The 24991-nt window shown below is 55.6% G+C and carries 24 protein-coding genes; 16 read left to right on the top strand and 8 right to left on the bottom strand.

The window, feature by feature from the left end:
• Positions 1-16: 16 nt before the first annotated feature.
• Entirely contained in the window at positions 17-970 is a 954-nt protein-coding gene (locus tag ABLU67_RS20685) for a YbeF family transcriptional regulator (protein WP_046876568.1), read from the top strand.
• Between the two features lie 187 nt (positions 971-1157).
• Complete coding sequence (gene lipA / locus ABLU67_RS20680; RefSeq protein ID WP_004848774.1) at positions 1158-2123, top strand: lipoyl synthase; 966 nt, start codon at positions 1158-1160, stop codon at positions 2121-2123.
• A gap of 226 nt (positions 2124-2349) precedes the next feature.
• Here the strand turns inward: lipA and tatE are convergent, their stop codons facing one another.
• Positions 2350-2553, bottom strand: a complete 204-nt coding sequence (tatE, locus tag ABLU67_RS20675) for a twin-arginine translocase subunit TatE (protein WP_004130411.1) — start codon at positions 2551-2553, stop codon at positions 2350-2352.
• Positions 2554-2680: 127 nt separating this feature from the next.
• On the bottom strand, positions 2681-3469 hold the full coding sequence (locus ABLU67_RS20670; RefSeq protein ID WP_049079604.1) for a deaminated glutathione amidase: 789 nt from the start codon (positions 3467-3469) through the stop codon (positions 2681-2683).
• Between the two features lie 91 nt (positions 3470-3560).
• Here ABLU67_RS20670 and crcB point away from each other — a divergent pair, with 91 nt between their 5' ends.
• The gene (gene crcB / locus ABLU67_RS20665) at positions 3561-3944 is read left to right on the top strand and encodes a fluoride efflux transporter CrcB (protein ID WP_025106403.1); all 384 of its coding nucleotides are present in this window, start codon (positions 3561-3563) and stop codon (positions 3942-3944) included.
• 64 nt (positions 3945-4008) lie between these two features.
• Here the strand turns inward: crcB and cspE are convergent, their stop codons facing one another.
• Together cspE and pagP are read right to left on the bottom strand one after the other, a co-directional pair.
• Complete coding sequence (gene cspE, locus ABLU67_RS20660) at positions 4009-4218, bottom strand: transcription antiterminator/RNA stability regulator CspE (RefSeq protein ID WP_004100146.1); 210 nt, start codon at positions 4216-4218, stop codon at positions 4009-4011.
• A 195-nt stretch (positions 4219-4413) separates the two neighbouring features.
• Complete coding sequence (pagP, locus tag ABLU67_RS20655) at positions 4414-4983, bottom strand: lipid IV(A) palmitoyltransferase PagP (protein ID WP_049084006.1); 570 nt, start codon at positions 4981-4983, stop codon at positions 4414-4416.
• 296 nt (positions 4984-5279) lie between these two features.
• On the opposite strand from pagP, the gene dcuC reads away from it, so the two are divergent.
• The 4 genes from dcuC to uspG all read left to right on the top strand — a co-directional run bounded on the left by dcuC (position 5280) and on the right by uspG (position 8734).
• Positions 5280-6653, top strand: coding sequence for an anaerobic C4-dicarboxylate transporter DcuC (dcuC, locus tag ABLU67_RS20650; RefSeq protein WP_014228392.1), 1374 nt, complete (start codon positions 5280-5282; stop codon positions 6651-6653).
• Between the two features lie 92 nt (positions 6654-6745).
• Complete coding sequence (gene rna / locus ABLU67_RS20645) at positions 6746-7540, top strand: ribonuclease I (RefSeq protein WP_049084005.1); 795 nt, start codon at positions 6746-6748, stop codon at positions 7538-7540.
• A gap of 155 nt (positions 7541-7695) precedes the next feature.
• Positions 7696-8106 carry a nucleoside diphosphate kinase regulator gene (gene rnk, locus ABLU67_RS20640; RefSeq protein ID WP_032748687.1) on the top strand — a complete coding sequence of 137 codons (411 nt, stop codon included), beginning with the start codon at positions 7696-7698 and terminating at the stop codon, positions 8104-8106.
• Positions 8107-8305: 199 nt separating this feature from the next.
• Positions 8306-8734: a universal stress protein UspG gene (gene uspG, locus ABLU67_RS20635; protein ID WP_004100140.1), complete on the top strand. Its 429-nt coding sequence runs from the start codon at positions 8306-8308 to the stop codon at positions 8732-8734.
• A gap of 76 nt (positions 8735-8810) precedes the next feature.
• On the opposite strand, the gene ahpF is transcribed toward uspG, so the two are convergent.
• Positions 8811-10376, bottom strand: a complete 1566-nt coding sequence (gene ahpF / locus ABLU67_RS20630) for an alkyl hydroperoxide reductase subunit F (RefSeq protein WP_004848755.1) — start codon at positions 10374-10376, stop codon at positions 8811-8813.
• 169 nt (positions 10377-10545) lie between these two features.
• The gene (gene ahpC, locus ABLU67_RS20625; RefSeq protein ID WP_002894394.1) at positions 10546-11109 is read right to left on the bottom strand and encodes an alkyl hydroperoxide reductase subunit C; all 564 of its coding nucleotides are present in this window, start codon (positions 11107-11109) and stop codon (positions 10546-10548) included.
• An 869-nt stretch (positions 11110-11978) separates the two neighbouring features.
• On the opposite strand from ahpC, the gene ABLU67_RS20620 reads away from it, so the two are divergent.
• From ABLU67_RS20620 to ABLU67_RS20610, 3 genes are all read left to right on the top strand, one after another.
• A complete protein-coding gene (locus tag ABLU67_RS20620) occupies positions 11979-12890 on the top strand; it encodes a LysR family transcriptional regulator (RefSeq protein WP_048261238.1) in 912 nt (303 codons plus the stop codon).
• 104 nt (positions 12891-12994) lie between these two features.
• Positions 12995-14218, top strand: a complete 1224-nt coding sequence (locus tag ABLU67_RS20615) for a DUF3440 domain-containing protein (RefSeq protein ID WP_224385070.1) — start codon at positions 12995-12997, stop codon at positions 14216-14218.
• Positions 14203-14832 (top strand): ParB/RepB/Spo0J family partition protein, encoded by a 630-nt coding sequence (locus ABLU67_RS20610; protein ID WP_047724253.1) that lies wholly within the window; start codon positions 14203-14205, stop codon positions 14830-14832. Before ABLU67_RS20615 ends, ABLU67_RS20610 begins: the two co-directional genes overlap by 16 nt.
• Here the strand turns inward: ABLU67_RS20610 and ABLU67_RS20605 are convergent, their stop codons facing one another.
• The gene (locus tag ABLU67_RS20605) at positions 14833-15978 is read right to left on the bottom strand and encodes a pyridoxal phosphate-dependent aminotransferase (protein ID WP_163520840.1); all 1146 of its coding nucleotides are present in this window, start codon (positions 15976-15978) and stop codon (positions 14833-14835) included.
• A gap of 194 nt (positions 15979-16172) precedes the next feature.
• Between ABLU67_RS20605 and mtnC the strand changes: the two genes are divergently transcribed.
• The gene (gene mtnC / locus ABLU67_RS20600; protein WP_014837800.1) at positions 16173-16862 is read left to right on the top strand and encodes an acireductone synthase; all 690 of its coding nucleotides are present in this window, start codon (positions 16173-16175) and stop codon (positions 16860-16862) included.
• Entirely contained in the window at positions 16859-17401 is a 543-nt protein-coding gene (locus tag ABLU67_RS20595) for an acireductone dioxygenase (protein WP_004848741.1), read from the top strand. Before mtnC ends, ABLU67_RS20595 begins: the two co-directional genes overlap by 4 nt.
• Positions 17402-17557: 156 nt before the next feature.
• Here ABLU67_RS20595 and ABLU67_RS20590 read toward each other — a convergent pair whose 3' ends face one another.
• Positions 17558-19867, bottom strand: coding sequence for a molybdopterin-dependent oxidoreductase (locus ABLU67_RS20590; RefSeq protein WP_348852518.1), 2310 nt, complete (start codon positions 19865-19867; stop codon positions 17558-17560).
• A 606-nt stretch (positions 19868-20473) separates the two neighbouring features.
• Here ABLU67_RS20590 and ABLU67_RS20585 point away from each other — a divergent pair.
• Genes ABLU67_RS20585 through ABLU67_RS20570 form a run of 4 tightly spaced genes read left to right on the top strand, consistent with a single transcriptional unit; the run spans position 20474 to position 24988 of the window.
• Complete coding sequence (locus tag ABLU67_RS20585) at positions 20474-21454, top strand: sugar ABC transporter substrate-binding protein (protein ID WP_004848735.1); 981 nt, start codon at positions 20474-20476, stop codon at positions 21452-21454.
• A 44-nt stretch (positions 21455-21498) separates the two neighbouring features.
• Complete coding sequence (locus tag ABLU67_RS20580) at positions 21499-23004, top strand: sugar ABC transporter ATP-binding protein (protein ID WP_047725149.1); 1506 nt, start codon at positions 21499-21501, stop codon at positions 23002-23004.
• The gene (locus tag ABLU67_RS20575) at positions 23001-23987 is read left to right on the top strand and encodes an ABC transporter permease (protein WP_102803492.1); all 987 of its coding nucleotides are present in this window, start codon (positions 23001-23003) and stop codon (positions 23985-23987) included. The genes ABLU67_RS20580 and ABLU67_RS20575 overlap by 4 nt, the downstream gene beginning before the upstream one ends.
• Positions 23987-24988 carry an ABC transporter permease gene (locus ABLU67_RS20570; RefSeq protein WP_004848729.1) on the top strand — a complete coding sequence of 334 codons (1002 nt, stop codon included), beginning with the start codon at positions 23987-23989 and terminating at the stop codon, positions 24986-24988. The genes ABLU67_RS20575 and ABLU67_RS20570 overlap by 1 nt, the downstream gene beginning before the upstream one ends.
• Positions 24989-24991: the final 3 nt, after the last annotated feature.

The following is a 24991-nucleotide window of genomic DNA, read 5'->3' as shown; positions in this document are numbered from 1 at the left end:
CTAGCGGAAATACAGAGTGGAAGAAAATAACGCTCAGAGCGTACCAACCGAACGAGTTGACGATCGCTACGATCGGCAGATGTTTCGCATTTTGCGCAACATAGACCTCAATTTACTCACTATTTTTGAAGCTGTTTACGTCCATAACGGTATCGTCAACGCGGCAAAAATACTGAATATCACGCCGTCGGCGATTAGTCAGTCCCTGAACAAACTGCGTGCCCTCTTCCCTGACCCGCTCTTTATTCGCAAGGGCCAGGGCGTGACGCCAACGGCCTACGCCACGCATCTGCATAAGCATATCAGCCAGGGGATGGAGGCGTTTCTCAACGCCCTGGATTTAACCGGCAATACGCAGCGGGAACGGGTAATAACCGTTGCCACCTCCCCGGCTATCGGCGCGTTGATCATGCCGGTTATCACCAAAAAGCTGCGGAGCGTCTTTCCCCAGATTTTGCTGCACAACGTCGCCATTACCGACGCGGCCAGCCAGTTAAACCAGCGTCAGGTTGACCTGCTGGTCGATAGCTTCCCCCACAGCGGGCAGGCGATTACGCACCATGTGCTATTTCAGGATAGCGTACATATCTTCTGCCGGGCAGGGCATCCGGTCCTCGCGCTCCCCGCAAACTCAGCAAACCTGAGCCAATATGAATTCGCTCTCCTGCAGCCCGAAGGCCAGCGCTATACGACAATCCTGCGTCACCTGGAGGAGCATCTCGGCGAACGCCGCTATGGTTTCAGCAGCTACAATCTGTTAACTCAAGCAGCCCTGGTCAACGACAGCGATATGCTGGGGCTAATCACTTCCGGAATGTTTTCCCTGGTCGAGAAGATTTGGCCCTTAAAGATGCTCGATTTCCCGCCGCTGCGGGAAGAAAAAATTGATATTGCGCTGCACTATAACAAGCTCAGCGCGCAGGAGCCCTTGCTGAAAGAGATCGTAGAGACGATTCGTCAGGCTTTTTAGCCGATAAGGCACGAGAGGGAAAAGCATAAAACAACAACTATTTTACAATTTGCCCGGCCAGCAGGCTGCTTTATGCCCCGTATCAATGATATACTGCCTGCGTTTAATTCAAAAATAGTTGATAAATGCAACATTTACTTGAATTGATTCGCTTTCCTTCGTCACTCGCAACTGGAACACGCACGCTATGAGTAAACCCATTGTGATGGAACGCGGTGTAAAATACCGCGATGCCGATAAAATGGCCCTTATCCCGGTGAAAAACGTGGCAACTGAGCGTGAAGCTCTGCTCAGAAAACCGGAATGGATGAAAATCAAACTTCCGGCTGACTCGTCCCGTATCCAGGGGATCAAGGCAGCGATGCGTAAGAACGGCCTGCACTCCGTGTGCGAAGAAGCCTCTTGCCCTAACCTCGCGGAATGTTTTAACCACGGAACGGCAACCTTTATGATCCTGGGCGCCATCTGTACCCGTCGTTGCCCGTTCTGCGATGTTGCCCACGGTCGCCCGGTGACGCCGGACGCCAACGAACCGCAAAAGCTGGCGCAAACCATCGCCGATATGGCGCTGCGCTATGTGGTGGTGACCTCCGTGGATCGCGACGATCTGCGCGATGGCGGCGCTCAACACTTTGCCGACTGCATCAGCGCGATTCGCGAAAAAAGCCCGACGATTAAAATTGAAACCCTGGTGCCGGACTTCCGCGGCCGTATGGATCGTGCGCTGGAAATCCTTCAGGCGACGCCGCCGGACGTGTTTAACCATAACCTGGAAAACGTGCCGCGCCTGTATCGCCAGGTCCGCCCGGGGGCCGACTACAACTGGTCCCTGAAGCTGCTGGAACGTTTTAAAGAAGCCCACCCGGAGATCCCGACGAAATCGGGCCTGATGGTGGGTTTAGGCGAAACCAATGCTGAAATCGTAGAAGTGATGCGCGATCTGCGCCGCCACGGCGTCACCATGCTGACGTTAGGCCAGTATTTACAGCCGAGCCGCCACCACCTGCCGGTACAGCGCTACGTCAGCCCGGATGAGTTCGAAGAGATGAAAGCCGAAGCGATGGCCATGGGCTTTACCCATGCTGCCTGCGGGCCGTTCGTTCGTTCCTCCTATCATGCCGATCTACAGGCCAAAGGCATGGAAGTGAAGTAATCTCTGCCTCGACCGCGGCGTTATATTTTTAGCGCAGCGGTCCGTTCTGCCGATGCGTTTCGTTACCCGCTAAAAATCCCACCCCGGTAACAGTTGGTTGCATCTTTTTCGTCAAAACCCAGTGCAAATAACAAAAGAGGCCGCAGCGCTATCGCTGCAGCCTCTTTGCCGACGCGGTTTATCCCCGCCGGTAGCGAGCCCCCTCGTTCAGGAAACTCGTCGCGAATTACTCTTTATGAGAGAGCTTCTGTGCCGGCGCTTCTTCAGCACTGGTCTTTTTCGCACTGTCATCGTCATCGTTCATGGCTTTTTTAAAGCCTTTGATAGCCGAGCCCAGGTCTCCACCCAGCGTGCGTAACTTTTTGGTACCAAACACCAGGATAATCAGCGCTGCGACTACCAGCAGTTTGGTAATACTAATCTCACCCATAGCTAACCTTCTTCTCTAATACAAGCTGCGAATACGCCATCATACACGCATACAATTAACGGCTATTTGACGCGCGGACACAATAGCAATCTGTAACAAGGTGAATCAAGCCTTGTTTAAAAAAACGTCATAATAATTGCGGTGGCGCAAAGCGGCGATTCTGCAACACCGGCAGACGCTCGCGTACCTGCTGAATATAATCAGCTGAAAGTTCGGCAAAAATCAACTGCGGCCGCTCTCCTGCCCCGGCAAGCGTTGTTCCTAAGGGATCGACAATACGACTCTGGCCGATATTACGCGTCCCGCACTCCCCGGCGGCGACAATATAACAGGTAGTATCCAGGGCCCGCGCCGCCAATAGCGTCGCCCAGTGGTGCTCCTTCAGCGGCCCTTTTACCCACGCGGCGGGCAACACGATGAGCTGCGCACCGCTGAGCGCTAACGACAGCGCCAGCTCAGGGAAACGTAAATCGTAGCAGGTCATCAGCCCGACGCGCATCCCATCCACCTCGATAAGCGGCGGAATCTGCCGCCCGGCATCGACCAGCCGGGACTCCTGAATATTGAAAGCATCATACAGATGCAGTTTCTGATATTGCGCAATAATCTTGCCCTGACGTAGCGCCACCAGCGTATTCGCTGCCCGTCCTTCGCCGGAAGGAATATGCAGGGTCAGCACCGTCGTCAACGCGCTGTTTTCGCTCTCTGCCAGCAAGAGCCGTAGAAAGCCGCCATCAAGGCGCTGGGCGGATTTAACCGATAAGTCCGCATCGCTATCGTCTCGCGCCAGCAGCGCTTCCGGGAGAACCAGAAGCGCAGCCCCCCGCTCCGCGGCCTGACGCATCATGCTCACGCAGGTCTGCGCGTTTTCCGTCCAGTCCGGCGTTACGGCAAATTGTCCGGCAGCAACAAGCATCTTTTCTCTCCCGTCAGGTTAGTCATAGCCAGTGAGGTCTTTCGCGCGCTACACTCGAAGTTTAGTCTCGATCAATAAACAGGGAATGACCGTGTTGCAACTCCTTTTGGCTGTGTTTCTTGGCGGCGGCACCGGCAGCGTTTTGCGCTGGTGGCTGGGTATGAAGTTTAACCCTATGCATCATGCTATCCCCATTGGTACGCTCACCGCTAACCTGCTGGGCGCTTTTATTATCGGCGCAGGGCTGGCATGGTTTAACCGCCTGACGGATATCGATCCGATGTGGAAGCTGCTTATCACCACCGGCTTTTGCGGCGGGCTGACCACCTTCTCCACGTTTTCCGCCGAAGTGGTGTTTCTACTCCAGCAGGGGCGCTTTAGCTGGGCGTTACTCAACGTACTGGTCAACTTGTTAGGCTCATTTGCCATGACGGCCACCGCGTTCTGGCTGTTTTCACATGCGGCCAGCCGCTAGCCCCTGACCGCAGGCAAAAAAAAACCCGCCATGAGCGGGTTTTTATATTCTACTGACGCGTTGCTTAGATAGGCATTACGTTTGCAGCAGAAGGGCCTTTGGCACCGTTAGTGATTTCGAACTCTACGCGCTGACCTTCAGCCAGAGTTTTGAAACCGTTGGACTGGATTGCAGAGAAATGTACGAATACATCTTTGCTGCCATCTTCCGGAGTAATGAAACCGAATCCTTTGGACTCATTAAACCACTTAACGTTACCTTTAATCTTAGACATCAAAATTACCTTTATATGAAAAAATCGACACTAATACTGTGTCGGGTATCAGTACACCAATTGTGGTACCTTTTGTCCAGCGCAACTTTGCTAAAAAGTGATAAAAGTCTCTATCTTTTTGCACCGGGCTCACGTTAGTCATTGTTTTTCAACAAGACAGTCCGCTTATCTCTTTTATTGCTATAAAAAATCGCATCAAAACTGAATGCGCGCCCAGGCAAAGTAAACGTTTCCGTTGTTATAGGTGCCCGGGATATAGGTCATCTGGAACGTGGCCGGGCCGTAACCGATAGAAGCCAGAGGCAGCACGACCGGAATCGGGATGTAGTTCCAGTTATCGCGCGCCGTCACGCCAAGCGTATAGCCTAAACCCAGATGGAAATTATCGTCTGCTAAGGGACGCCAGGTTTTCTCCCAGCCATAGCCGCCGATAGGCTCCCACTTATTATAAGAGTCTTTAAAGGCCATCAAATAGATGCCATGCCAGTTCCCTTTATCATCCCAGCGCGAGACGCCGAAGCCGGCGCCCCAGGGACGTTCGTTGTAGCGGTCCGTTTTCTCTTTGTCATAGGCGAAACGGGCGTGCCAGGTCACCGCGGGGATATAAAGATCATAGTGCTCAGGCTCACTCCAGGTCTGCGCGACGTTATCGCTCAGCGTATTGTAGCCGTCGCGAAGCGTCGAACTAAACGATGCATTAGCGGAGGTGGATGATAGCAGCAGGCCCAGGCATCCCAGAAACAACCCTATAAATCGACGTCGCATTACACTTTTCTCTTACCAGTATCATTTTTAAAGCGGAGTAAGATAACAAAGATAATCTTAATACTACCTTAACGGTATTAGGCAAACTCTTGATTTATCCGGTGCAAAAAATCTGAAAATCTCTCGCGTCCAGGCTTTGACCGGGCGGGCATGTTACTGCCTGACAGGGATTCTCATCGATTTATTGATTTGCGTCAGCGAGTTTTGCCCGTTTTTTAGGCACATTCCCTCACTAAATTTTTTCTTCGCTTCATTTATTAGTAGATTCTTTGGGTTAATGGTTTAAGGGTAAAAGAATGCTTACGCTAGTAGAGATCCTGATTGGGATTGTGGTCATTGTGGGCGTCGCCCGCTATATCATTAAAGGCTATTCCGCCACCGGCGTGCTGTTCGTCGGTGGCTTAGTATTACTCATCGCCAGCGCGCTGATGGGGCATAAGGTTTTACCAGGCGACGCAAAGAGCACCGGTTATTCAGCAACCGATATCGTTGAATATATTAAGATACTGCTGATGAGCCGCGGCGGCGACCTCGGCATGATGATCATGATGCTCTGCGGTTTCGCGACTTATATGACGCACATCGGCGCCAATGACATGGTGGTGAAGCTGGCGTCAAAACCGCTGCGCTTCATTAACTCCCCCTATCTACTGATGATCGCCGCTTATTTCGTTGCCTGCCTGATGTCGCTGGCCGTCTCCTCCGCTACCGGTCTGGGAGTACTGCTGATGGCGACACTGTTCCCGGTGATGGTCAATGTGGGCATCAGCCGCGGCGCTGCCGCCGCTATCTGCGCTTCTCCGGCGGCGATTATTCTCTCCCCCACTTCCGGGGATGTCGTGCTGGCCGCCAAAGCCGCCGAAATGCCGCTGATTGACTTTGCCTTTAAAACCACGCTGCCTATTTCTATTGTGGCCATTATCAGCATGGCGATCGCTCACTTTTTCTGGCAGCGCTACCTGGATAAAAAAGAAAACGTCGCCCATGAAATGCTCGATGTAAACGAGATAACCACGACCGCCCCCGCTTTCTACGCCATTCTGCCGTTTACGCCGATAATCGGCGTACTGATTTTCGACGGAAAATGGGGCCCGGAGCTGCACATCATCACCATTCTTGTGCTCTGCATGCTGCTGGCGGCGGTTCTGGAATTCTGCCGCGGCTTTAACACCAAAAATGTGTTCAATGGCCTGGAAGCGGCGTATCGCGGCATGGCTGACGCGTTTGCCGGTGTGGTGATGCTGCTGGTAGCCGCCGGCGTCTTTGCTCAGGGTCTGAGTACCATTGGCTTTATTAACGGTCTGATCTCTATCGCCACGTCGTTCGGCTCCGCCAGTATCATTCTGATGCTGGTGCTGGTCATTCTGACCATGCTGGCGGCGATGACCACCGGTTCCGGTAACGCCCCCTTCTATGCTTTCGTTGAGATGATCCCGAAGCTGGCGCACTCTTCCGGCATCAATCCGGCTTATCTCTCGATCCCGATGCTGCAGGCATCTAACCTTGGCCGAACCATTTCTCCGGTCTCCGGCGTGGTGGTCGCCGTGGCCGGGATGGCAAAAATTTCGCCGTTCGAAGTGGTGAAACGGACCTCTGTCCCGGTGCTGGTTGGTTTGTTAGTGGTGATTATCGCCACCGAAGTTCTGGTTCCCGGCAGCGCAATCCGCTAACGCTGAAACCGTGTGAAAAGGCGCCTGTTGGCGCCTTTTTTATGCTTTAATAACTCAATGTTATCAATGACCATTTGTCATCAGGAATAAAAATGTTCAGGAAGGATTTCGTTGCCATTGCCCTTTTGCTCAGCGCCGCCCAGGTCAGCGCAGATCCGCTGATCGCCACGCAATACGGTGATTTTGACCGCTACGTGCTGGCTCTCTCCTGGCAAACGGGGTTCTGCCAAAGTATGCAAGACCGAAACCGCAGCGAACCGGAAGAGTGCCGCCTGCAGCAGGAACTCAGCAATAAAGCCGATTTTCTCACCGTTCACGGCCTGTGGCCGAGCCTGCCAAAATCTATTGCCGTGCGCGGGGTGGACGAGCGCCGCTGGATGCGCTTTGGCTGTGCGACCCGCCCTGTTCCCAATATGCCGGAAGCAAAAGCCGGGCAAAAATGTCGGGCGGCTGAAACCGGGCTCTCGCTGGAAATGGCCAATAAGCTTAACGGCGTGATGCCGGGTTCGGGCGGTAACTCATGTCTCGAACGTTATGAATACGCCAAGCATGGCGTTTGCTTTGGTTTCGATCCTGACAACTATTTCGGCACCATGGTGCGCCTGAACGGCGAGATCAAACAGAGCCATCTGGGCGCTTTCCTGGCCAGGCACTATGGGCAAACCGTTAGCCGGGATGACTTCAACGCCGCGGTTGCTGAAGCCTATGGAAAACAGAACGTCAGGGCTTTCAAGTTAACCTGCAACGGCAACCCCGCCTATCTGACTGAGATGCAAATCTCCATCAAAGCCGCGGCCATTAATGCCCCTCTCTCCGCTGATTCATTCTTACCCCAACCCCATCCGGGGAACTGCGGTAAGCAATTTCTGCTGGATAAAGCCGGCTAGATTTCATACAACTTCGCTATGGTTCGTTGATGAATGTGCGTTTAATCACTTCAAACCACCAGCAAGTCTCAGTATGATGAGAGGACATTAACCCTTGCCATTTTCGGTGAGGGTTTTCTTTTACGGACAGGTTCCTGGATAACATGGAGTATGAGATGACCAGACCCGCAATTATCATTAATGAACTGGATGCAGAACGCATCGACAGGCTGCTGGAACAACCGGCTTTCGCCAACTCACCGGTAGCGGACGCGCTGAATGACGAGCTCGACCGCGCGCAGATGCTGGCCCCGGAAGCCATGCCGCATGATGTTGTCAGCATGAATAGCCAGGTCAGATTTCGCGATTTAACCACCGGTGAAGAGCGCATCCGCACGCTGGTTTTCCCGGCGCAGGTCACGGATAGCGCCACCCAGCTTTCGGTGATGGCGCCGGTTGGCGCAGCCCTGCTGGGCCTCAAAGTCGGCAGCACCATTCACTGGGAATTACCGGGCGGCACCTCAACGCACCTTGAAGTGCTGGAATTGCTGTATCAGCCGGAGGCCGCTGGCGATTTCCACCGTTAATCTCCCCGCTGCCTGAAGCGTTTCGCGCTTTATCCAGAGGATGTTACTGCATCCTCTTTCTGCATCTTTCGCTCTTCTCCTCTCTTTTGACAAACTTTTACGCCGCCCTCGTACCGTTCTGACAATTTTGCGACCTGAATGGCACAATACTTTCCTATAATGTGTTGATATAAAAGCAGACGAACAAGGAGGAATGCATATGTATAAAACCATCATTATGCCCGTTGATGTCTTTGAAATGGAGTTAAGCGATAAAGCCGTTCGCCATGCGGAGTTTTTAGCCCAGCAGGACGGGGTTATCCATCTTCTCCACGTACTGCCCGGTTCATCAAGCTTCACGATGAGTCGTTTTACCGCCGATCTGCGCCGCTTTGAAGAGCATTTGCAGCATGAAGCAGAAACGCGCCTGAAAACGATGGCCGGCCATTTCAGCATTGACCCGTCGCGAATCAAAATGCACGTCCGCTTTGGCAACGTGCGCGATATGGTCAATGAACTGGCCAATGAAATTAAAGCCGATGTGGTGGTGATAGGCTCCCGCAACCCTTCAATCAGCACCCATCTGCTGGGTTCCAACGCCTCAAGCGTGATTCGCCATGCGCATATTCCGGTGATGGTGGTCAGGTAGCGGCAGTAAGGTAAAAAAAGAGGCTACCCCAGGGTAGCCTCTTTGCTGTGCAGGTTTAGTCTTACTTTATTATGAATTATGCAGTCTTAGTGCGAATCAGGTAATCGAACGAGCTCAAGGACGCCTTCGCACCTTCGCCGGTGGCGATAATAATCTGTTTGTACGGAACGGTCGTGCAGTCGCCGGCAGCGAAAACGCCCTTCACGTTGGTTTCACATTTCGCATCAATGATGATTTCACCCATGCGGTTGCGCTCAATCGCGCCTTCCAGCCAGTTGGTATTCGGCAGCAGACCGATCTGCACGAAGATCCCCGACAGCGCAACATGATGCTCATCGCCGCTCACGCGGTCGCGGTACTGCAGGCCAGTGACTTTGCTACCGTCGCCCACCACTTCCGTGGTCTGCGCGTTGAGAATGATATCGACGTTTTTCAGGCTGCGGACTTTATCCTGCAGAACCTGGTCGGCCTTCATTTCCGGCGCGAACTCCAGCAGAGTAACATGTTCAACAACGCCAGCCAGATCGATTGCCGCTTCCACACCGGAGTTACCGCCGCCGATAACCGCCACGCGCTTGCCTTTAAACAGCGGGCCGTCGCAGTGCGGGCAGTAGGTCACGCCCTTGGTACGATACTGATCCTCACCCGGCACGTTCATGTTACGCCATTTCGCGCCAGTGGCAATGATAACGCTACGCGCTTTCAGCACCGCGCCGGAAGCGGTCTCAACCTGATGCAGGCCGCCTTCAACCGTCGCCGGGATCAGTCTGGAGGCGCTCTGAGAATCGATCACATCAACATCGTATTCGCTGACGTGCGCTTTTAATGCGCCAGCCAGTTTCTGGCCTTCCGTTTTGGGTACGGAAATATAGTTTTCAATATCAACGGTATCCAGCACCTGGCCGCCAAAGCGTTCACCCATCAGGCCGGTACGAATGCCTTTACGCGCGGAGTAAACGGCTGCCGCTGCGCCGGACGGGCCGGAGCCAACGATTAAGACATCATAGGCTTCACGTTTATTCAGCTCTTCCGCCGCGCGTTTTTCCGCGCCGGTATCCACTTTGGCAACGATTTCCGTCAGCGTCATGCGACCCTGACCAAATTCCTTACCGTTCATAAATACCGCCGGTACGCCCATCACGTTGCGTTCGGTGATTTCATTCTGATACGTTCCGCCGTCAATCGCCGTGTGCTTGATGCGCGGGTTCAGTACCGCCATCAGGTTCAGCGCCTGAACCACATCCGGGCAGTTATGGCATGAAAGCGAATAGTAGGTTTCGAATTCAAAATCACCGTCGATATTGCGGATCTGCTCCAGCAGGGTCTGCGCTTCTTTTGACGGATGACCGCCGGTCCACAGCAGAGCCAGAACTAAAGAGGTGAATTCATGTCCCAGCGGAGAGCCGGCAAAGCGCGGCCCCTGGCTGGAGCCGGGATTGGTAATCAGGAATGACGGCTTACGCACCGCCAGGCCGTTATCTTCTTTGAAGGTAACTTTATCTGACAGTTCAGCAATTTCAGCCAGCAGTTCCCTGATTTCTGCCGATTTAGCGCCGTCATCCAGCGTGGCAATCAGCTCAACAGGTTTGGTCAGCTTCTCAAGATAAGCCTTGAGCTGGGTTTTCATGTTGGTGTCGAGCATTTTTATCTCCTGGGCTTAAAACATCATCATGCAAGCGGCCTCGTCCGGGCAGCCTGAATACGCTTGCATCATGGTGTTGGAATGAAATGGGCGCCGGTGCGCCCATGACTGAAATAATTTCCCAAGTCTTTCACGCCATAGCTGCGTTGGCGTGAAAGACGATGGAAATTTAGATTTTGCCGACCAGGTCCAGAGATGGAGCCAGAGTCGCTTCACCTTCTTTCCATTTAGCCGGGCAAACTTCGCCTGGGTGAGAAGCTACGTACTGAGCTGCTTTGATTTTACGCAGCAGGTCAGACGCGTCGCGGCCGATACCTTCAGCGGTAACTTCGATAGCCTGGATGATACCCTGCGGGTCAACAACGAAGGTGGCACGATCTGCCAGGCCTTCATCTTCACGCATGTTGTCGAAGTTACGGGTCAGGGCGCCAGTCGGGTCGCCGATCATCGCGTATTTGATTTTCGCGATGGTTTCAGAGCTGCTGTGCCACGCTTTGTGGGTGAAGTGAGTGTCGGTAGAGACGGAGTAAACGTCTACGCCCAGCTTCTGCAGTTCTTCGTAGTGGTCTGCCACATCGCCCAGTTCGGTCGGGCAAACGAAGGTGAAGTCAGCCGGGTAGAAGAAGAAGACGCTCCAGCGGCCTTCAGTATCTTTCTCGGTAACTTCGATGAATTCACCGTTTTTGAACGCCTGGTTTTTGAAAGGTTTGATTTTGGTATTAATTAAGGACATCTATACTTCCTCCGTGTTTTCGTTGAGGTCTAAGTTAACGAATTTTTCCTGACTCGACCAATGCGTTTGCATTATCGAATCAATAAGCGTTATCTAACAACCGGAACAAGACAACTTTGTGAACCTGTCAACGCGATGGCAATCTTCTACCGCGTTTCGCATTATATGCGCTGAAAAGTAAAAAGGCCGCCCTAGCAGGCGGCCCCGTTACCTGAAACACCCGCAGGTAGGTTCAGCGCCAGTAGCTGGCAGTGTGTTGCGCTCTACACCTTAATGTAACAGCTAAGGGATTACATCACCCGCTGAACGAAAGGGCAATCCGCGCGGCGGCAGGTCTTACCTATGGCTGTAATAGGTTTTACCGCTAGCCCTACTTTTCCCGGTGTTTTCACCGGGCATCATCATGTCGAAACGCCCGTTCTTTCTGACATGTTTCCCGCGTTAGCGCGATGCAGACGGTCACCACTGCCGCTCTTCCAATTGCCATACTTGCCCGCAGGACCAGCGAAAGCCGGAGAATAAAAATATTTAATTACCGCCCGCGGTTGATGAACACCCTCAGTGCCACACGCGGATCAGTAATTTATAATATGAATAACCCAATAGACTTCAACAAGCGTTCGGGCTTCCCCTTAAAGAAAAACTACAGATGATAAGCGGGGCAAGATAAGTATTTATAAATGACCTCCTCCCCTGCCTTCAGCGGTACACAAAAGGATCTGGTAGAATGCGCAACGCTGGTATATATTTAGATAAACTTAATAACAGCGCCTGCATTAAATAATAAGAAACAAATATTCACACAATGAATATAATACAGACATATAGTCACCTATTTTCCATACCGCCAGCTTAACAGGACGTTGATAATGGCTAATCTTTACGATCTCAAGAAATTTGATCTGAACCTACTCGTTATTTTCGAATGCATTTACCAGCATTTGAGCATCAGTAAAGCGGCGGAAACGCTATTCATTACGCCTTCTGCCGTCAGTCAGTCGCTACAGCGGCTACGCACCCAGCTGAATGACCCGCTATTCGTTCGTTCAGGTAAAGGAATTACGCCTACCACCGTCGGGGTTAATCTCCACCATCATCTTGAAAAAAATCTTAATCAATTAGAACAAACTATTTATCTCACCAATCGTTCTGAATTAAAGAAACGTCTGGTTGTTTATGCGCCGCAGCTTTTTATTACCCCTAAAACAACCAGCCTGATCCATATGTTATTAGATGATTCAAACCTTCACGTTGAACATCATGACCTGCTGGCGTCAGGAGAGTCGGTAGAAAGCCTGCTGGCCTACCGTAAAGCCGACCTGATATTCAGCACCACCCCCCTGTCATCGCGAGCCACGGTGTGTAAACGTATCCAGGAGCTGGACATTTCACTGGTTTGTAGCGAAAATCATCCACGGCTGGCATTGCTAACAACGACGAAAGCCATACTGCAGGAGCGCTTTACTTATTATATTTGTAACGATCAGGGAACGAAGTCTTTTCAAAGCCAGGCTGCCGGCATACTTTCTGATAGAAAAATTTCTTTCAGTAGCGACTCATACACCGCTATCCTTAATGTTATTCAGCAAACTGATATTATTGGTTTTGTGCCTACCTGTATTTTAGAGCACATCAGTTTCCATAATAAATTTAAAATTATAGAGACGCCATTTAAGATCCCCTCCATCGCTATTTATATGATTTACAATCGGGTAAACCTTGACGACCCGAACTTTGCAAACTTTATCGACGAGTGCGAAAAGAATAATATTATTGAATAATTTAAGCCATTTGATTTAATTGATGAATGATAACTAATCGCTTGATTAAGAAATAAATATGATATAAGTACACAGTATCTTTAAGAATTAAAGGAATAATGGCTGTGTCTTTTATAAAACTTCCATTACCCGAGTCCGTTCTGCAGGCCAGTCAGCAGCGAATAGAATGGGTAATGGAAAACTTCTCCCGTATTTGCGTCTCTTTTTCTGGCGGTAAAGATTCTACAACCATGCTGCATCTCACGGCGCAGCAGGCCCGCCGTACAGGCAAAAAGATTTGCGTCCTGTTTGTCGACTGGGAAGCGCAGTTCTCCTGCACCATTGCGCATTGTGAAAAGATGCGCGCAGAGTATCGCGACGTTATTGAGCAATTTTTCTGGGTCGCGTTGCCTCTCACCACCCAGAACTCTCTGACCCAATATCATCCCGAATGGCAGTGCTGGGAACCCGGCGCGCGCTGGGTGCGCCAACCGCCAGAGGACGCGATTACCGATCCCGGCTTTTTCCCGTTTTATCAATCGGGCATGAGTTTTGAAACGTTCGTTCGCGAATTTGCCGATTGGTTTTCGCGAAATCGTCCCGCGGCGATAATGATTGGCATCCGCGCCGATGAATCGTTAAATCGGTTTATCACCATCTCCTCGCAGCGCAAGCTTCGCTTCGCCGACGATAAACCCTGGACCACCTCCGCGCCGGGCGGACACGCGTGGTACATCTACCCTATCTACGACTGGAAAACCGCCGATATCTGGACCTGGTTCGGTAAAAGCGGCCTTTCCTACAACCCGCTCTATAACCTGATGTATCAGGCGGGCGTTCCGCTGCGCTATATGCGTATCTGCGAACCCTTTGGCCCGGAGCAGCGCCAGGGGCTGTGGCTCTACCATGTGCTGGAGCCTGAACGCTGGGCCGTCATGTGCCAGCGCGTCAGCGGCGTCCACTGCGGCGGGGTCTACGCCGGTCACGATAATCAGTTCTATGGCCATCGTAAGCTGGATAAACCCGCGCATCATACCTGGAAAAGCTTCGCCCTGTTTTTACTCGACAGCATGCCGGAGAAAACGGCGGAACATTACCGCAATAAAATCGCCGTCTATCTTCACTGGTACCAAAAAAAGGGAATGATGGATATTCCGGACACGCAACCGGCGGATATTGGCTCGAAAGACGTCCCGTCCTGGCGGCGCATCTGTAAGGTTCTGTTGAACAATGATTACTGGTGCCGCCAGCTCTCTTTCAGCCCGACCAAAGCGACGCAATATAAACGCTATCGCGAACGGATGAATAAAAAGCGCCAGCAATGGGGAATACTATGCAACGACAATTAATCCAGGATCTCGAACGCTATCTACAATCGCTGGAAGATGAAGAGGAAAAGATTACTGCGCTTAACGCCTTTCGCCAGATTCTGCATGAATATAGCCCCTTCAAATCACAACCGGTTGACTGCGTATTGTGGGTAAAACAGGACGCCGTTTTGCCTAATGATTACAACCCAAATAACCTTGCTCCACCGGAAAAACGCCTGCTGTTCACCTCGCTGGAAACGGACGGCTTCACGCAGCCCATTGTGGTAGTGAAACAGGATCAGGAGCGCTATTCCATTATCGACGGTTTTCACCGTCATGAGCTGGCGAGCGGCAGAGCGGCGCTGAAGAAACGGCTGAAAGGCTACCTTCCCGTCACCTGCCTGGAAAAGAGCAGCCCCGGGCGTGATTCTCTGATGGCCGCCACCATCCGCCACAACCGGGCGCGCGGACGTCATCAGATTCATGCGATGTCGGAAATCGTCCAGGAGCTGGCGCATCTCGGCTGGTGTGACGAGAAAATCGGCAAAGAGTTAGGGATGGACTCAGACGAAGTATTGCGCCTGAAGCAAATCAACGGCCTGGTGGAGATGTTCGGCGACCGTCAATTTTCTCAGGCGTGGACCGTTAAATAACTACAGACGACACAGTCGTTCCGCCGCAGCCAGCAGCGTGGCTGGCTGTTTGGCGAAGCACAGGCGTATCAGCTTATGCGGGAACGGATCGGCGCAGAACACCGACAGCGGGATCGCCGCGACGCCGATCTCGGTGGTGAGCCAGCGGCAGAAGTTGACATCATCCAGATCGGAGACCGCGCTGTAGTCCGCCAGCAGGAAGTAGGTCCCTTCGCAGGGCAAAATTTCCAGACGGCTGGCGCGCAGCGCATCAATAAACAGGTCCCGCCGCTCGCGGTAAAACGCCGGCAGCTGGCGATAGTGCTCTGGCTCGCTGCGCAGCATATCGGCAATCGCCAGCTGAGCGGGCGTATTGACGGCAAAAGTCAGATACTGATGCACTTTACGCAGCTCGGCGCTAATGGCGGCAGGCGCCACGCAGTAGCCCACCTTCCAGCCGGTCATATGAAAGGTCTTGCCAAACGAAGAGACCGCCACCGCCCGCTCGCGCAGCTGCGGATGCGCCAGCACGCTGGCATGCCCTTCGGCGGCAAAGCAGATATGTTCGTAAACCTCATCGCTCAGCACATAGATTTCACGATCGGCAATCGCCTGCCACAGCGCGGCAAAATCTTCCCGCTGCCATACCGTCGCTGACGGGTTGTGCGGCGTATTGAGGATAACCAGCCGGGTTTTGTCGCTGAGGCTCGCGGCGAACTGCTGCCAGTCAACGCGAAAATGCGGCGGCTGGAGAGCAATGCGCTTCAGCACGCCGCCCGACAGCTCAATCGCCGGGGCGTAGCTATCATAGCTAGGGTCAAAGCAAATGACTTCGTCGCCGGAACGTACCAGCGCGGTAATCGCCGCATAGAGCGCTTCCGTCGCGCCGGCGGTAACGGTCACGTCGCTGTTGGCATCGGGACGGTAGCCGTACAGCTCTTCCGTTTTATCGACGATGGCGTCGCGTAGCGCGGCCACGCCGGTCATCGGCGCGTACTGATTCGCCCCCTGCGCCACGTGATGCGCCAGACGCTCCTGCAGATAGCGCGGACCATCGAAATCCGGGAACCCCTGCGACAGGTTAATCGCCTGATGCTGCTGGGCCAGAGCGCTCATTTGGGTAAAGATCGTGGTGCCCAGTGAAGGAAGTTTACTCTCAGGAATCAGTGGCTTATTGCTCATTCTTTTTGTACCGTCTGTGATGCTGTTGTTGAAGCCACTATAACACGATGTTAATATTTGGCAATCAAGACGCTTAGACGTCTAAATGATAATGTTATTTCGCTTATGCTTATGAGTGGAAAACAGCGAGCAGCACAACGCCACCGTCAGCACGACCTACCGCTCACTCTGGAGAACTCATGATCCGCGCTATCGTGACCGATATTGAAGGCACCACCAGCGACATTCGCTTCGTCCACAACGTCCTGTTCCCGTACGCTCGCGAACGCCTGGCCGGCTTCGTGACCGCCCAGCAGTTTGTCGATCCGGTAAAGACCATTCTCGATAACCTGCGCGAAGAGATCGCCCAACCGGCGGCCAGCGTCGAGCAGCTTATCGCTACCCTGTTCGCCTTTATGGACGAAGACCGCAAATCCACCGCCCTCAAGGCGCTCCAGGGGATTATCTGGCGCGAAGGCTACGTCAATGGCGACTTCACCGGCCACCTGTATCCTGACGTCCTGCCGTCGCTGGAAAAATGGAAGTCACAGGGTATTGATTTATATGTATATTCCTCAGGCTCTGTCGCCGCGCAGAAATTGTTATTTGGCTACAGCGACGAAGGTGATATTACTCATCTGTTTAACGGCTATTTCGATACCCTGGTAGGCGCCAAGCGCGAAGCGCAGTCCTACCGCAATATTGCTGAGCAGCTGGGACAGCCTCCTGCCGCCATTCTGTTCCTGTCCGATATCCATCAGGAGCTGGATGCCGCCGAAGAGGCCGGCTTCCGCACCCTACAGCTGGTGCGCGGCGACCGTGACCCGGCCAGCCACCATCCGCAGGTTCAGCGTTTTGACGATATTCATCCGGAGCAGATCCCAGCATGAGCGCATTAACCATTTTTTCCGTGAAAGACCCGCAAAACTCTCTCTGGCACAGCACGAACGCCGAAGAGATCCAGCAGCAGCTCAACGCCAAAGGCGTCCGCTTCGAGCGCTGGCAGGCCGACCGCGATTTAGGCGCGGCGCCAGCTTCAGAAACGGTTATTGCCGCCTATCAGCATGCGATTGATAAGCTGGTGGCTGAGAAGGGTTACCAGAGCTGGGACGTGATCAGCCTGCGTGCGGATAATCCGCAGAAAGAGGCGCTGCGGGAAAAATTCCTCAACGAGCATACCCACGGAGAAGACGAAGTGCGCTTCTTCGTCGAGGGAGCCGGCCTGTTTTGCCTGCATATTGGCGACGAGGTATTCCAGGTGCTCTGTGAAAAGAACGACCTGATTTCCGTTCCGGCGCACACGCCGCACTGGTTTGATATGGGCTCGGAGCCCAACTTCACCGCCATCCGCATCTTCGACAACCCGGAAGGCTGGATTGCCCAGTTTACCGGCGACGATATCGCCAGCGCCTACCCGCGGCTGGCGTAACGCCGCGATTCAACGGGTGAACAGGCTTATCATCACTCTCAAGGCGCTTTCCCGGAGGCGGCGCGTAACGCGCCTGTCCGGGCTACCCGACCCGCAAACGGCGATGATCCTGTAAGCCGGGCAAGGCGCCAGCCGCCGCCTGGCGATTCTCTGCGCCTAAGCGCCAATAAACCTCGGCGGGTCGAAAGCGGTCACCGGCGGCAGCGCGTCCCTCCACGGCGCAATCTCCACCCAGCAGCTTTGGGCGCTGCAGCCCTGCCCCAGCCGCGAGCTGCCGCGATCTTCGGTCAACACGTTGGGATTGCCGTGCTTATCCAGCGAGCCTTTTTCATTCGGGTCCAGCGGATCGTACCAGGCGCCGGTCGACATCTGCACCACTCCCGGCAAAATCTGCTCGCTGAGATGCACGCCGGCGAGAATCGCTCCCCGGGCGTTAAAGACCTTGACCACGCTGCCTTCGCTGATGCCCCGCGCCTGCGCATCCTGCGGATGCATCCACAGCGGCTCGCGCCCCTGAATTTTCGTCGCCCGGCTCACGCTGCCGTGATCGTACTGGCTGTGCAGGCGGGTGCGCGGCTGGCTGGAGAGCAGATGCAGCGGCCAGCGCGCCGCCTCCTGCCGCTGCCAGGCCGCCTCCTGCTCATCCCACCACGGGTGGCCGGGACACTCGCGATAGCCAAACCCGGCGATGGTTTCGGAAAAAAGTTCGATCTTGCCGGAAGGCGTAGAGAGCGGATAGCGCTGCGGGTCGGCGCGAAAATCCGCCAGGAAAACCTGCGGTTTCTCCGGCGCGCTGTATTCCAGCACCCCCTGCCGCCAGAATTCATCAAACGACGGCAGCGCGATCCCCTCTTCCCGCGCGCGCGGCCGCGACGCTTCGTAGATCTCCCGCAGCCACTGCCCGGCGTCACGCCCCTCGCTAAAGCGCTCGCCGCAGCCCAGCCGCTCGGCAAGGTCGCAGAAGATGGCGTAATCATCGCGCGCTTCGCCCACCGGCGGGATCTGCGCGCTCATGGCGATCATAAAACCGTCGTGACCGCCGCTGCCGATATCTTCCCGCTCCAGCGACGTGGTGACCGGCAGAACGATATCGGAAAATTTGGCCTGCGCGGTCCAGAACTGTTCATGAACGACCACCGTTTCCGGCCGCCGCCAGGCTTCACACAGGCGGTTAATATCCTGATGATGATGAAACGCGTTGCCGCCGGCCCAGTAGACGAGGCGGATGTCGGGATAGCGCAGATGCTGGCCGTCAAACTCGTATGCCTCGCCCGGATGCAGCAGCATATCGGAAAGGCGCGCCACCGGAATCACCTGGTTTACCGCGTTCTCTCCGGCGGGAAGGCGCGGCCCGGAAAAGGCCTTACGCGTCGCCCCCGCCAGATTGGTGCAGGCGTAGCCAAACCCCAGTCCGCCGCCCGGCGTACCGATTTGCCCCAGCAGCGCGGTGAGCGCCACCGTCGCCCAGTAGGCCTGCTCGCCCTGGCGCGCCCGCTGAATCGACCAGGAGATATTGACCATCGTGCGCTGGCTGGCCATCTGGCGCGCCAGCGCGGCAATCCGCTGCGCCTCAATACCGGTTATTGCCGCCGCCCACTCCGGCGTTTTTGCGACGCCATCGCTCTCCCCCATCAGGTAGGCGCGATAGGGCGCGAAACCCACGGTATGGCTGGCGATAAAACCGCTGTCGTAGAGGGATTCATTAATCAGCACATAACAGAGCGCCAGCAGCAGCGCGGTATCGGTTCCCGGACGGACGGCGAGCCACTCGGCGCTCTCCACGGCGCTCAGGTCATTACGCACCGGGCTGATATTGATAAAGCGCGTCCCCTGCGCCTGCATCTTTTCCAGCCAGTATTTCAGCATATGGTCGTTGGCGCCGCCGCCGTTGACCTGCGCATTACGCAGCGGCAGGCCGCCGAATGCGACAAACAGCTGGCATTCGCGCGCCAGCTCGGAAAAGTGGGTATGCTGGCGGTGCAGCGGGCTCAGCGGCCCGAGAATATGCGGCAGGATGCGCTCGCCCGCCGCGCTGCTGTAGGTGTTGGTGCTGGCGGTATAGCCGCCGAAGCACTTGAGGAAGCGGTGCAGCTGACTTTGCGCGTGGTGAAAACGGCCGGCGCTGGCCCAGCCGTAGGAGCCGCCGAAAATCGCCTCATTGCCGCAGCGCGTTTTGACCGAATTCAGTTCGCGGGCCAGTAAATCGAGCGCCACCTCCCAGCTCACCTCAACAAACGGCTCTTTGCCGCGCCCCTCGCGCGAAGCCGGGCCATTTTGCAGGTAGCCCGCACGCACCGCCGGACGGTGAATGCGCGTCTTGCTGGTGACCGCATCGGGGAGCGACTGACCAATACGTGAGGGATTTTTATCCCAGGGCACCGGCGTCACCGCCTCAATGTTGCCGTCACGGGCCTGGACCTGCCAGGTTCCCCAGTGCATTACGGTCAGATTATGTTGTTTTTTCATCTTGCCTGTTTTCTTCTCACCCGATAAAGGCCGCCATAATAAAGCGTGCGAATCCTGGGAATAAAATACGTATCACCATACAATCTGCTACAGAGAAAGGATTTTCCACGCAGAATAGCTCTACGCCATTCCAGGATGCGATATATTACAGCGACAGAATAATTTTAATTAAGCAGCAATCTTTATTTGAATAAATAAGAGTTGCAAGCAAATTAAGCCCACAAAATAAAAAGGGATTAAGCTGCATCATGAAATATTTTCAGGTTACAGATAACAAATTTACGTTTTCCTCAGGCAAATCTGCGATATAACATCGTTAATATGCCCTAAATAATTCAAGTTTCAGGACAAAACGGTTAACCGCTTTGAACAGCGCTTGCGCTGGCCCCGTAAGGGGTGAGGCCGCAGGCCGAGTAACGCGGCAAGTAAGAGAGTCCCGAATCACTTACTCAAGTAAGTGATTCGGGTGAACGCACGTAGCCAACGCACATGCAACTTGAAGTATAACGGGTATAACTTAGACATATTTTGTATTTGAGATTGTGTGGCTGTTGTTGTCATGCTACTGCTCCGCACAGCCACCTCCATCACAGGACCATAATAAGAATGTCGCAGAAAATGAAATTATTGCCCATCGCGCTGGGCCTGCTCTCGCTCGCCTCCGTCAACGCTCTGGCGGCGGATGCCTTATCACTTCAGGGAAAAACTATCGGCGTCGCCGTGGTCGGGACGCAGCACTTCTGGGATCGTGAAGCCTATAAGGGTGCGACCGAAGAGGTAGAGAAACTGGGGGGTAAAGTGATCGGCGTCGATGGCGGCCGCGATAACCAGGTTCATGCGAATAACCACGATATTTTACTGTCGCGCAAGGTCGATGCGGTAATTAGTATTCTGGGCGACAGCGCCGTTGAGCCTAAATTCAAAGCGCTACGCGATGCCGGCATTCCGGTATTTACCGTAGACCACGTTTCAAAATATTCGGTCAATAACACCACCTCCGATAACTACACCCTGGGATCGACCATTGGTCGCTATATGGCCGATGAACTGGGCGGCAAAGGCAACGTTGCGGTATTTAACGCATTCTCCAGCTCCCTGCGTATTTGCGGCATTCGTTATGACCAGTGGAAATATGTCCTCAAAGATTATCCGGATATTCACATTATTCAACCGGAGCTGGCCGAGCAGTTTGCCAACTCGCCGGAAGATGCGCGTAAGAAAACCCTCGAACTGCTGAGCCAGTATCCAAAAGGCAAACTCGACGCCATCCATGTCGCCTGCTGGGATCAGCCGGCTATCGGTATTGTCCAGGCGCTGGAAGAGACCGGCCGCGATAAAGACGTCAAGGTCACCGCGATCGACGCCGGCCCGGAAACCCTGGAGATCATGGCCGAGCCGGGCAGCCCGTTCGTCGCCAACGTCGCCCAGCAGCCGCACCTGATCGGCCAGACCTCCGCCGATAACGTCGCGCGCTACTTCGACAAACAGAAGCTGCCCCTGCAGACCTTTATTCCGGTGGTGCCGGTGAAAGGCCCGCAGGAGGCAAAAGCGGTCTACAAACAGCTGGGATATGGCGAACTGCAGTGATCACTCCATCCTCCGGCGGGGTTAACCCCGCCGCTGGTCTGGCGATGAACCAGATCGGCAAAAGCTTTGCCAACGTGACTGCATTAAATGCGGTCACGCTGCTTCTGAATCCCGGTGAAATTCACGGCCTGATCGGCGAGAACGGCGCGGGAAAATCGACGCTAATAAAAATCCTCGCGGGCGTCTACCGGGCCGACAGCGGCAGCGCCACCCTTGACGGCGCGCCGCTGCCGCTCGGCAATCCCGCGGCGATTGAAGCGCTGGGTATCCGCGTTATTCACCAGGAACTCAACCTGATCCCGCACTTTACGGTGGCGGAATCGGTGTTTCTCGGCCAGGAGTACCGCACCCGCTGGGGCGCGCTGGACCGGCGGCGAATGAACGCGGCCACCCGGGCGTTTTTCCGCGACAGCTGGCAGCTGGATATTCATCCCCGCCGCCTGATCCGCGACCTCAGCCTCGCCGAACGCAAGCTGGTGCAAATCGCCAGAGCGCTGATCGACGGCGCGGCAAAGCTGGTGGTATTCGATGAACCCACCGCGCCGCTGGAAGCGCAGGAAGCCGGCCTGGTCACCTCCGCGATTCTGCGCCTGCGGGAACAGGGGATCGCGATTCTCTACATTTCCCACTATCTCAACGAAATCGCCGCCCTTTGCGATCGCGGCACGGTGCTACGTAACGGCGAGGTGGTCGGCTACCCCGACCGGGCGCTTCTGCAGAATACCGACGCGCTGATCAAAATGATGGTCGGCCGCGATATCGAACAGCTCTATACCCCGCGCCAGAGCAGCGCGCATCAGGTCGATGCCGCTGCCCCGGTACTGTCGGTTCGCCATCTCAGCGACGGGCAGCAGTTACGCGATATTACCTTTGATATTCAGCCGGGAGAGATCGTCGGCGTCGCCGGACTGCTGGGCGCCGGGCGCGACGTGCTGATCGATCTGCTTTACGGGCTACGCCGCGCCCGCAGCGGCACGATAAGCGTTGACGGCCAGCCGAAGCGGCTGCGGACGCCGTATCAGGCAACCCGGGCCGGACTGGCCCTGGTGCCGCGCGACCGCCGCCATCAGGGGCTGATTCTCCCCTTCACCACCGCCGACAATATCAATCTGGCCTCGCTACCGGAGACCGCCACTTTCGGCTGGGAGCACCGCGGCCGGGCGCTGGAAAAAGCGCGCAGCTGGATCGACCAGCTCTCTATCCGCCCCGGCCGTCCGGAGCTTCCGGTGCGCTTTATGAGCGGCGGCAACCAGCAAAAGGCGATTCTCGCCCGCTGGCTGGGCACCGATGCGCGGCTTTTTATTCTTGATGAACCCACTCTCGGGGTGGATATCGGCGCGCGCCGCGATATTTATCAGCGCACCCGCGAGCTGGCGGATCGCGGTCGCGGCGTACTGGTCTCATCCAGCGACGCGCCGGAGCTGCTGGGCCTTTGCGACCGCATCCTGGTGATGTGGCGCGGCGAGCTGGTGGCCAATCTCCCGACCCGGGGGCTGACGCTGGACGCGCTGCTGGTGACGATTAACGGTGGACAGGAACAACAGGTATGAGTGCAGGTATCCAGCGCCGCCCCCTTCCGGGCATCACGACGCTTATCGAAAAATTTCCCCTGATTCTCTTTTTTGCGCTGCTGGTCTGGCTCAGCCTGCAGTCGCCTTTCTTTTTAAGCTGGCAAAATATCAGCATGATGCTGGTGCAAAGCGTGCCGCTGGCGATCCTCTGCTTCGGCCTGGTCTGCGTGATTGCCGTCGGCGGCGATGATGTGGTCTCCGGCGGCATCGACCTGTCGCTGCCCGCCATCGCGGTGCTCGGCGTCGCGCTGCTCAGCCTCGGCATGGCGGAGTGGAACACCCCTTACCTGGCGCTGCTGTTACTGCTGCTCGCCGTTAGCCTGGCCTGCGGCGCCGTCAACGCCACGCTGGTGCTGGCGGCGGGCCTGCCGCCGCTGCTGGCGACCCTGTCAACTTCGGTGGCCTTCACCGGGCTGACCGACCTGCTGACCGGCCAGCGGCGCATCGCGGTGAGCGACCCGCTGATGGTGGCCTTTCGCGATAACGATCTGTTCGGCATTCCCTGGCCGCTGATCTATCTGCTGGCGGTATTCGCGCTGTTTCAGTTTTTGCTCCACCACTCCCGCTTCGGCCAGCATTTACAGGCGGTGGGCGGTAACCGCGATATGGCGCAGATGAGCGGACTCAACGTTCGCCGTTTGACCATTATCGTCTGGCTGCTGGCGGGCATCGCCGCCGGCCTGGCGATTTTGCCGCTGCTCAGCCAGGGCTCAGGCAGCTCCAGCGGCACGGCGACGCCGCTGCTGCTGGAAACCGTCCTCGCGACCTTTATCGGCGCGGCGTTCTCGCGGCGGCGCGTGGTCACCATCTGGGGGGCGCTGCTCGGCGCGGTGCTGGTCAACGCGCTCTCTAACGGGCTCGGCCTGCTGGGAGTGAATATTTTCTGGATGGGCGCGATCAAAGGCGGCCTGATCCTCGTGGTGCTGGCAGCTTCGGCGGTCAGACATAAAGGAGGCCATTAATGAGCCAACTGACGCTCAAGACCCCCTCAACGGGGCAAACCGGCAGCGGTCCGCTGGCGTGGCTATCGCGAGCAGGATTCGGCGTCATTACCCTGCTGGCGATTGCCCTGTTCGGCTGGGCGAACCCGGTATTTCTGACCTTCGATAACTGGGCCAATTTGCTGCAGGGCAGCGCGATTCTGCTGATCGTGGCGATGGCGATGACCCTTATCGTTAGCGCCGGGGCGATTGACCTCTCCGTCGGCGTGGCGCTGGATTTCGGCGCCGCTTTTGCGCTGGTGGCGCTGAAGACCTGGCACCTGCCGTGGCAGGCGGCGGTGGGCTGCGCGCTGCTCGGCGGGGTGATTATCGGCCTGCTGAACGCCTTTCTGATCCTTGTCTGCCAGATTCGTCCGTTCCTCGCCACCCTCGGCACCTGGTTTATCGCCAGCAGCGCCGAGCGTATCTATACCGACGGCGGCGGCTCTATCTCCTACCGCCGGATGGCGCCGGAGTATCACGATCTGGCGGTCGGCAATATCGCCGGTATTCCGACGCCGGTGGTGATTGTGCTGGCGCTGTGGCTGGTAGCCTGGCTGCTGACCGAACGCACGCTGTTTGGCAAGTACGTGCGCGCTATCGGCCAGAACGGCGAAGCGGCGCGTATCGCCGGGATCCGCGACCGCCGGACCATGCTGTGGGTGCTGGTGGCGGCCTCCGCGCTGTGCGCCGTCGGCGGCGTCATTCTCTCCGCCAACCTGCGCCAGTTTACGCCGCTGGCCGGCCAGGCCTACCTGATGGACGCCATCGCCGCGGTCTTTATCGGCACCGCCTTTAACCGGCTGGGCCGGGTCAGCATCGCCGGCACCCTCGGCGGGGTGCTGTTTCTCGCGATTATTGATAACGGCCTGAACCTGATGGGGCTGAACTACCTGGTGAAGGATGCGCTGGTGGGCGTGATTCTGGTGGTCGCGCTGGCCCTCTCCTTCTGGCAGGCGCGTCTGCGCCAGACCCATCGTTAAGCG

Origin of the sequence: Klebsiella sp. GN_Kp190, from assembly GCF_040061795.1 — a bacterium.
In the GTDB taxonomy this organism is placed as follows: domain Bacteria; phylum Pseudomonadota; class Gammaproteobacteria; order Enterobacterales; family Enterobacteriaceae; genus Klebsiella; species Klebsiella michiganensis.
The sequence above is the reverse complement of the archived record's forward strand: the minus strand, read 5'-3'. Positions and strand labels throughout refer to the sequence as shown.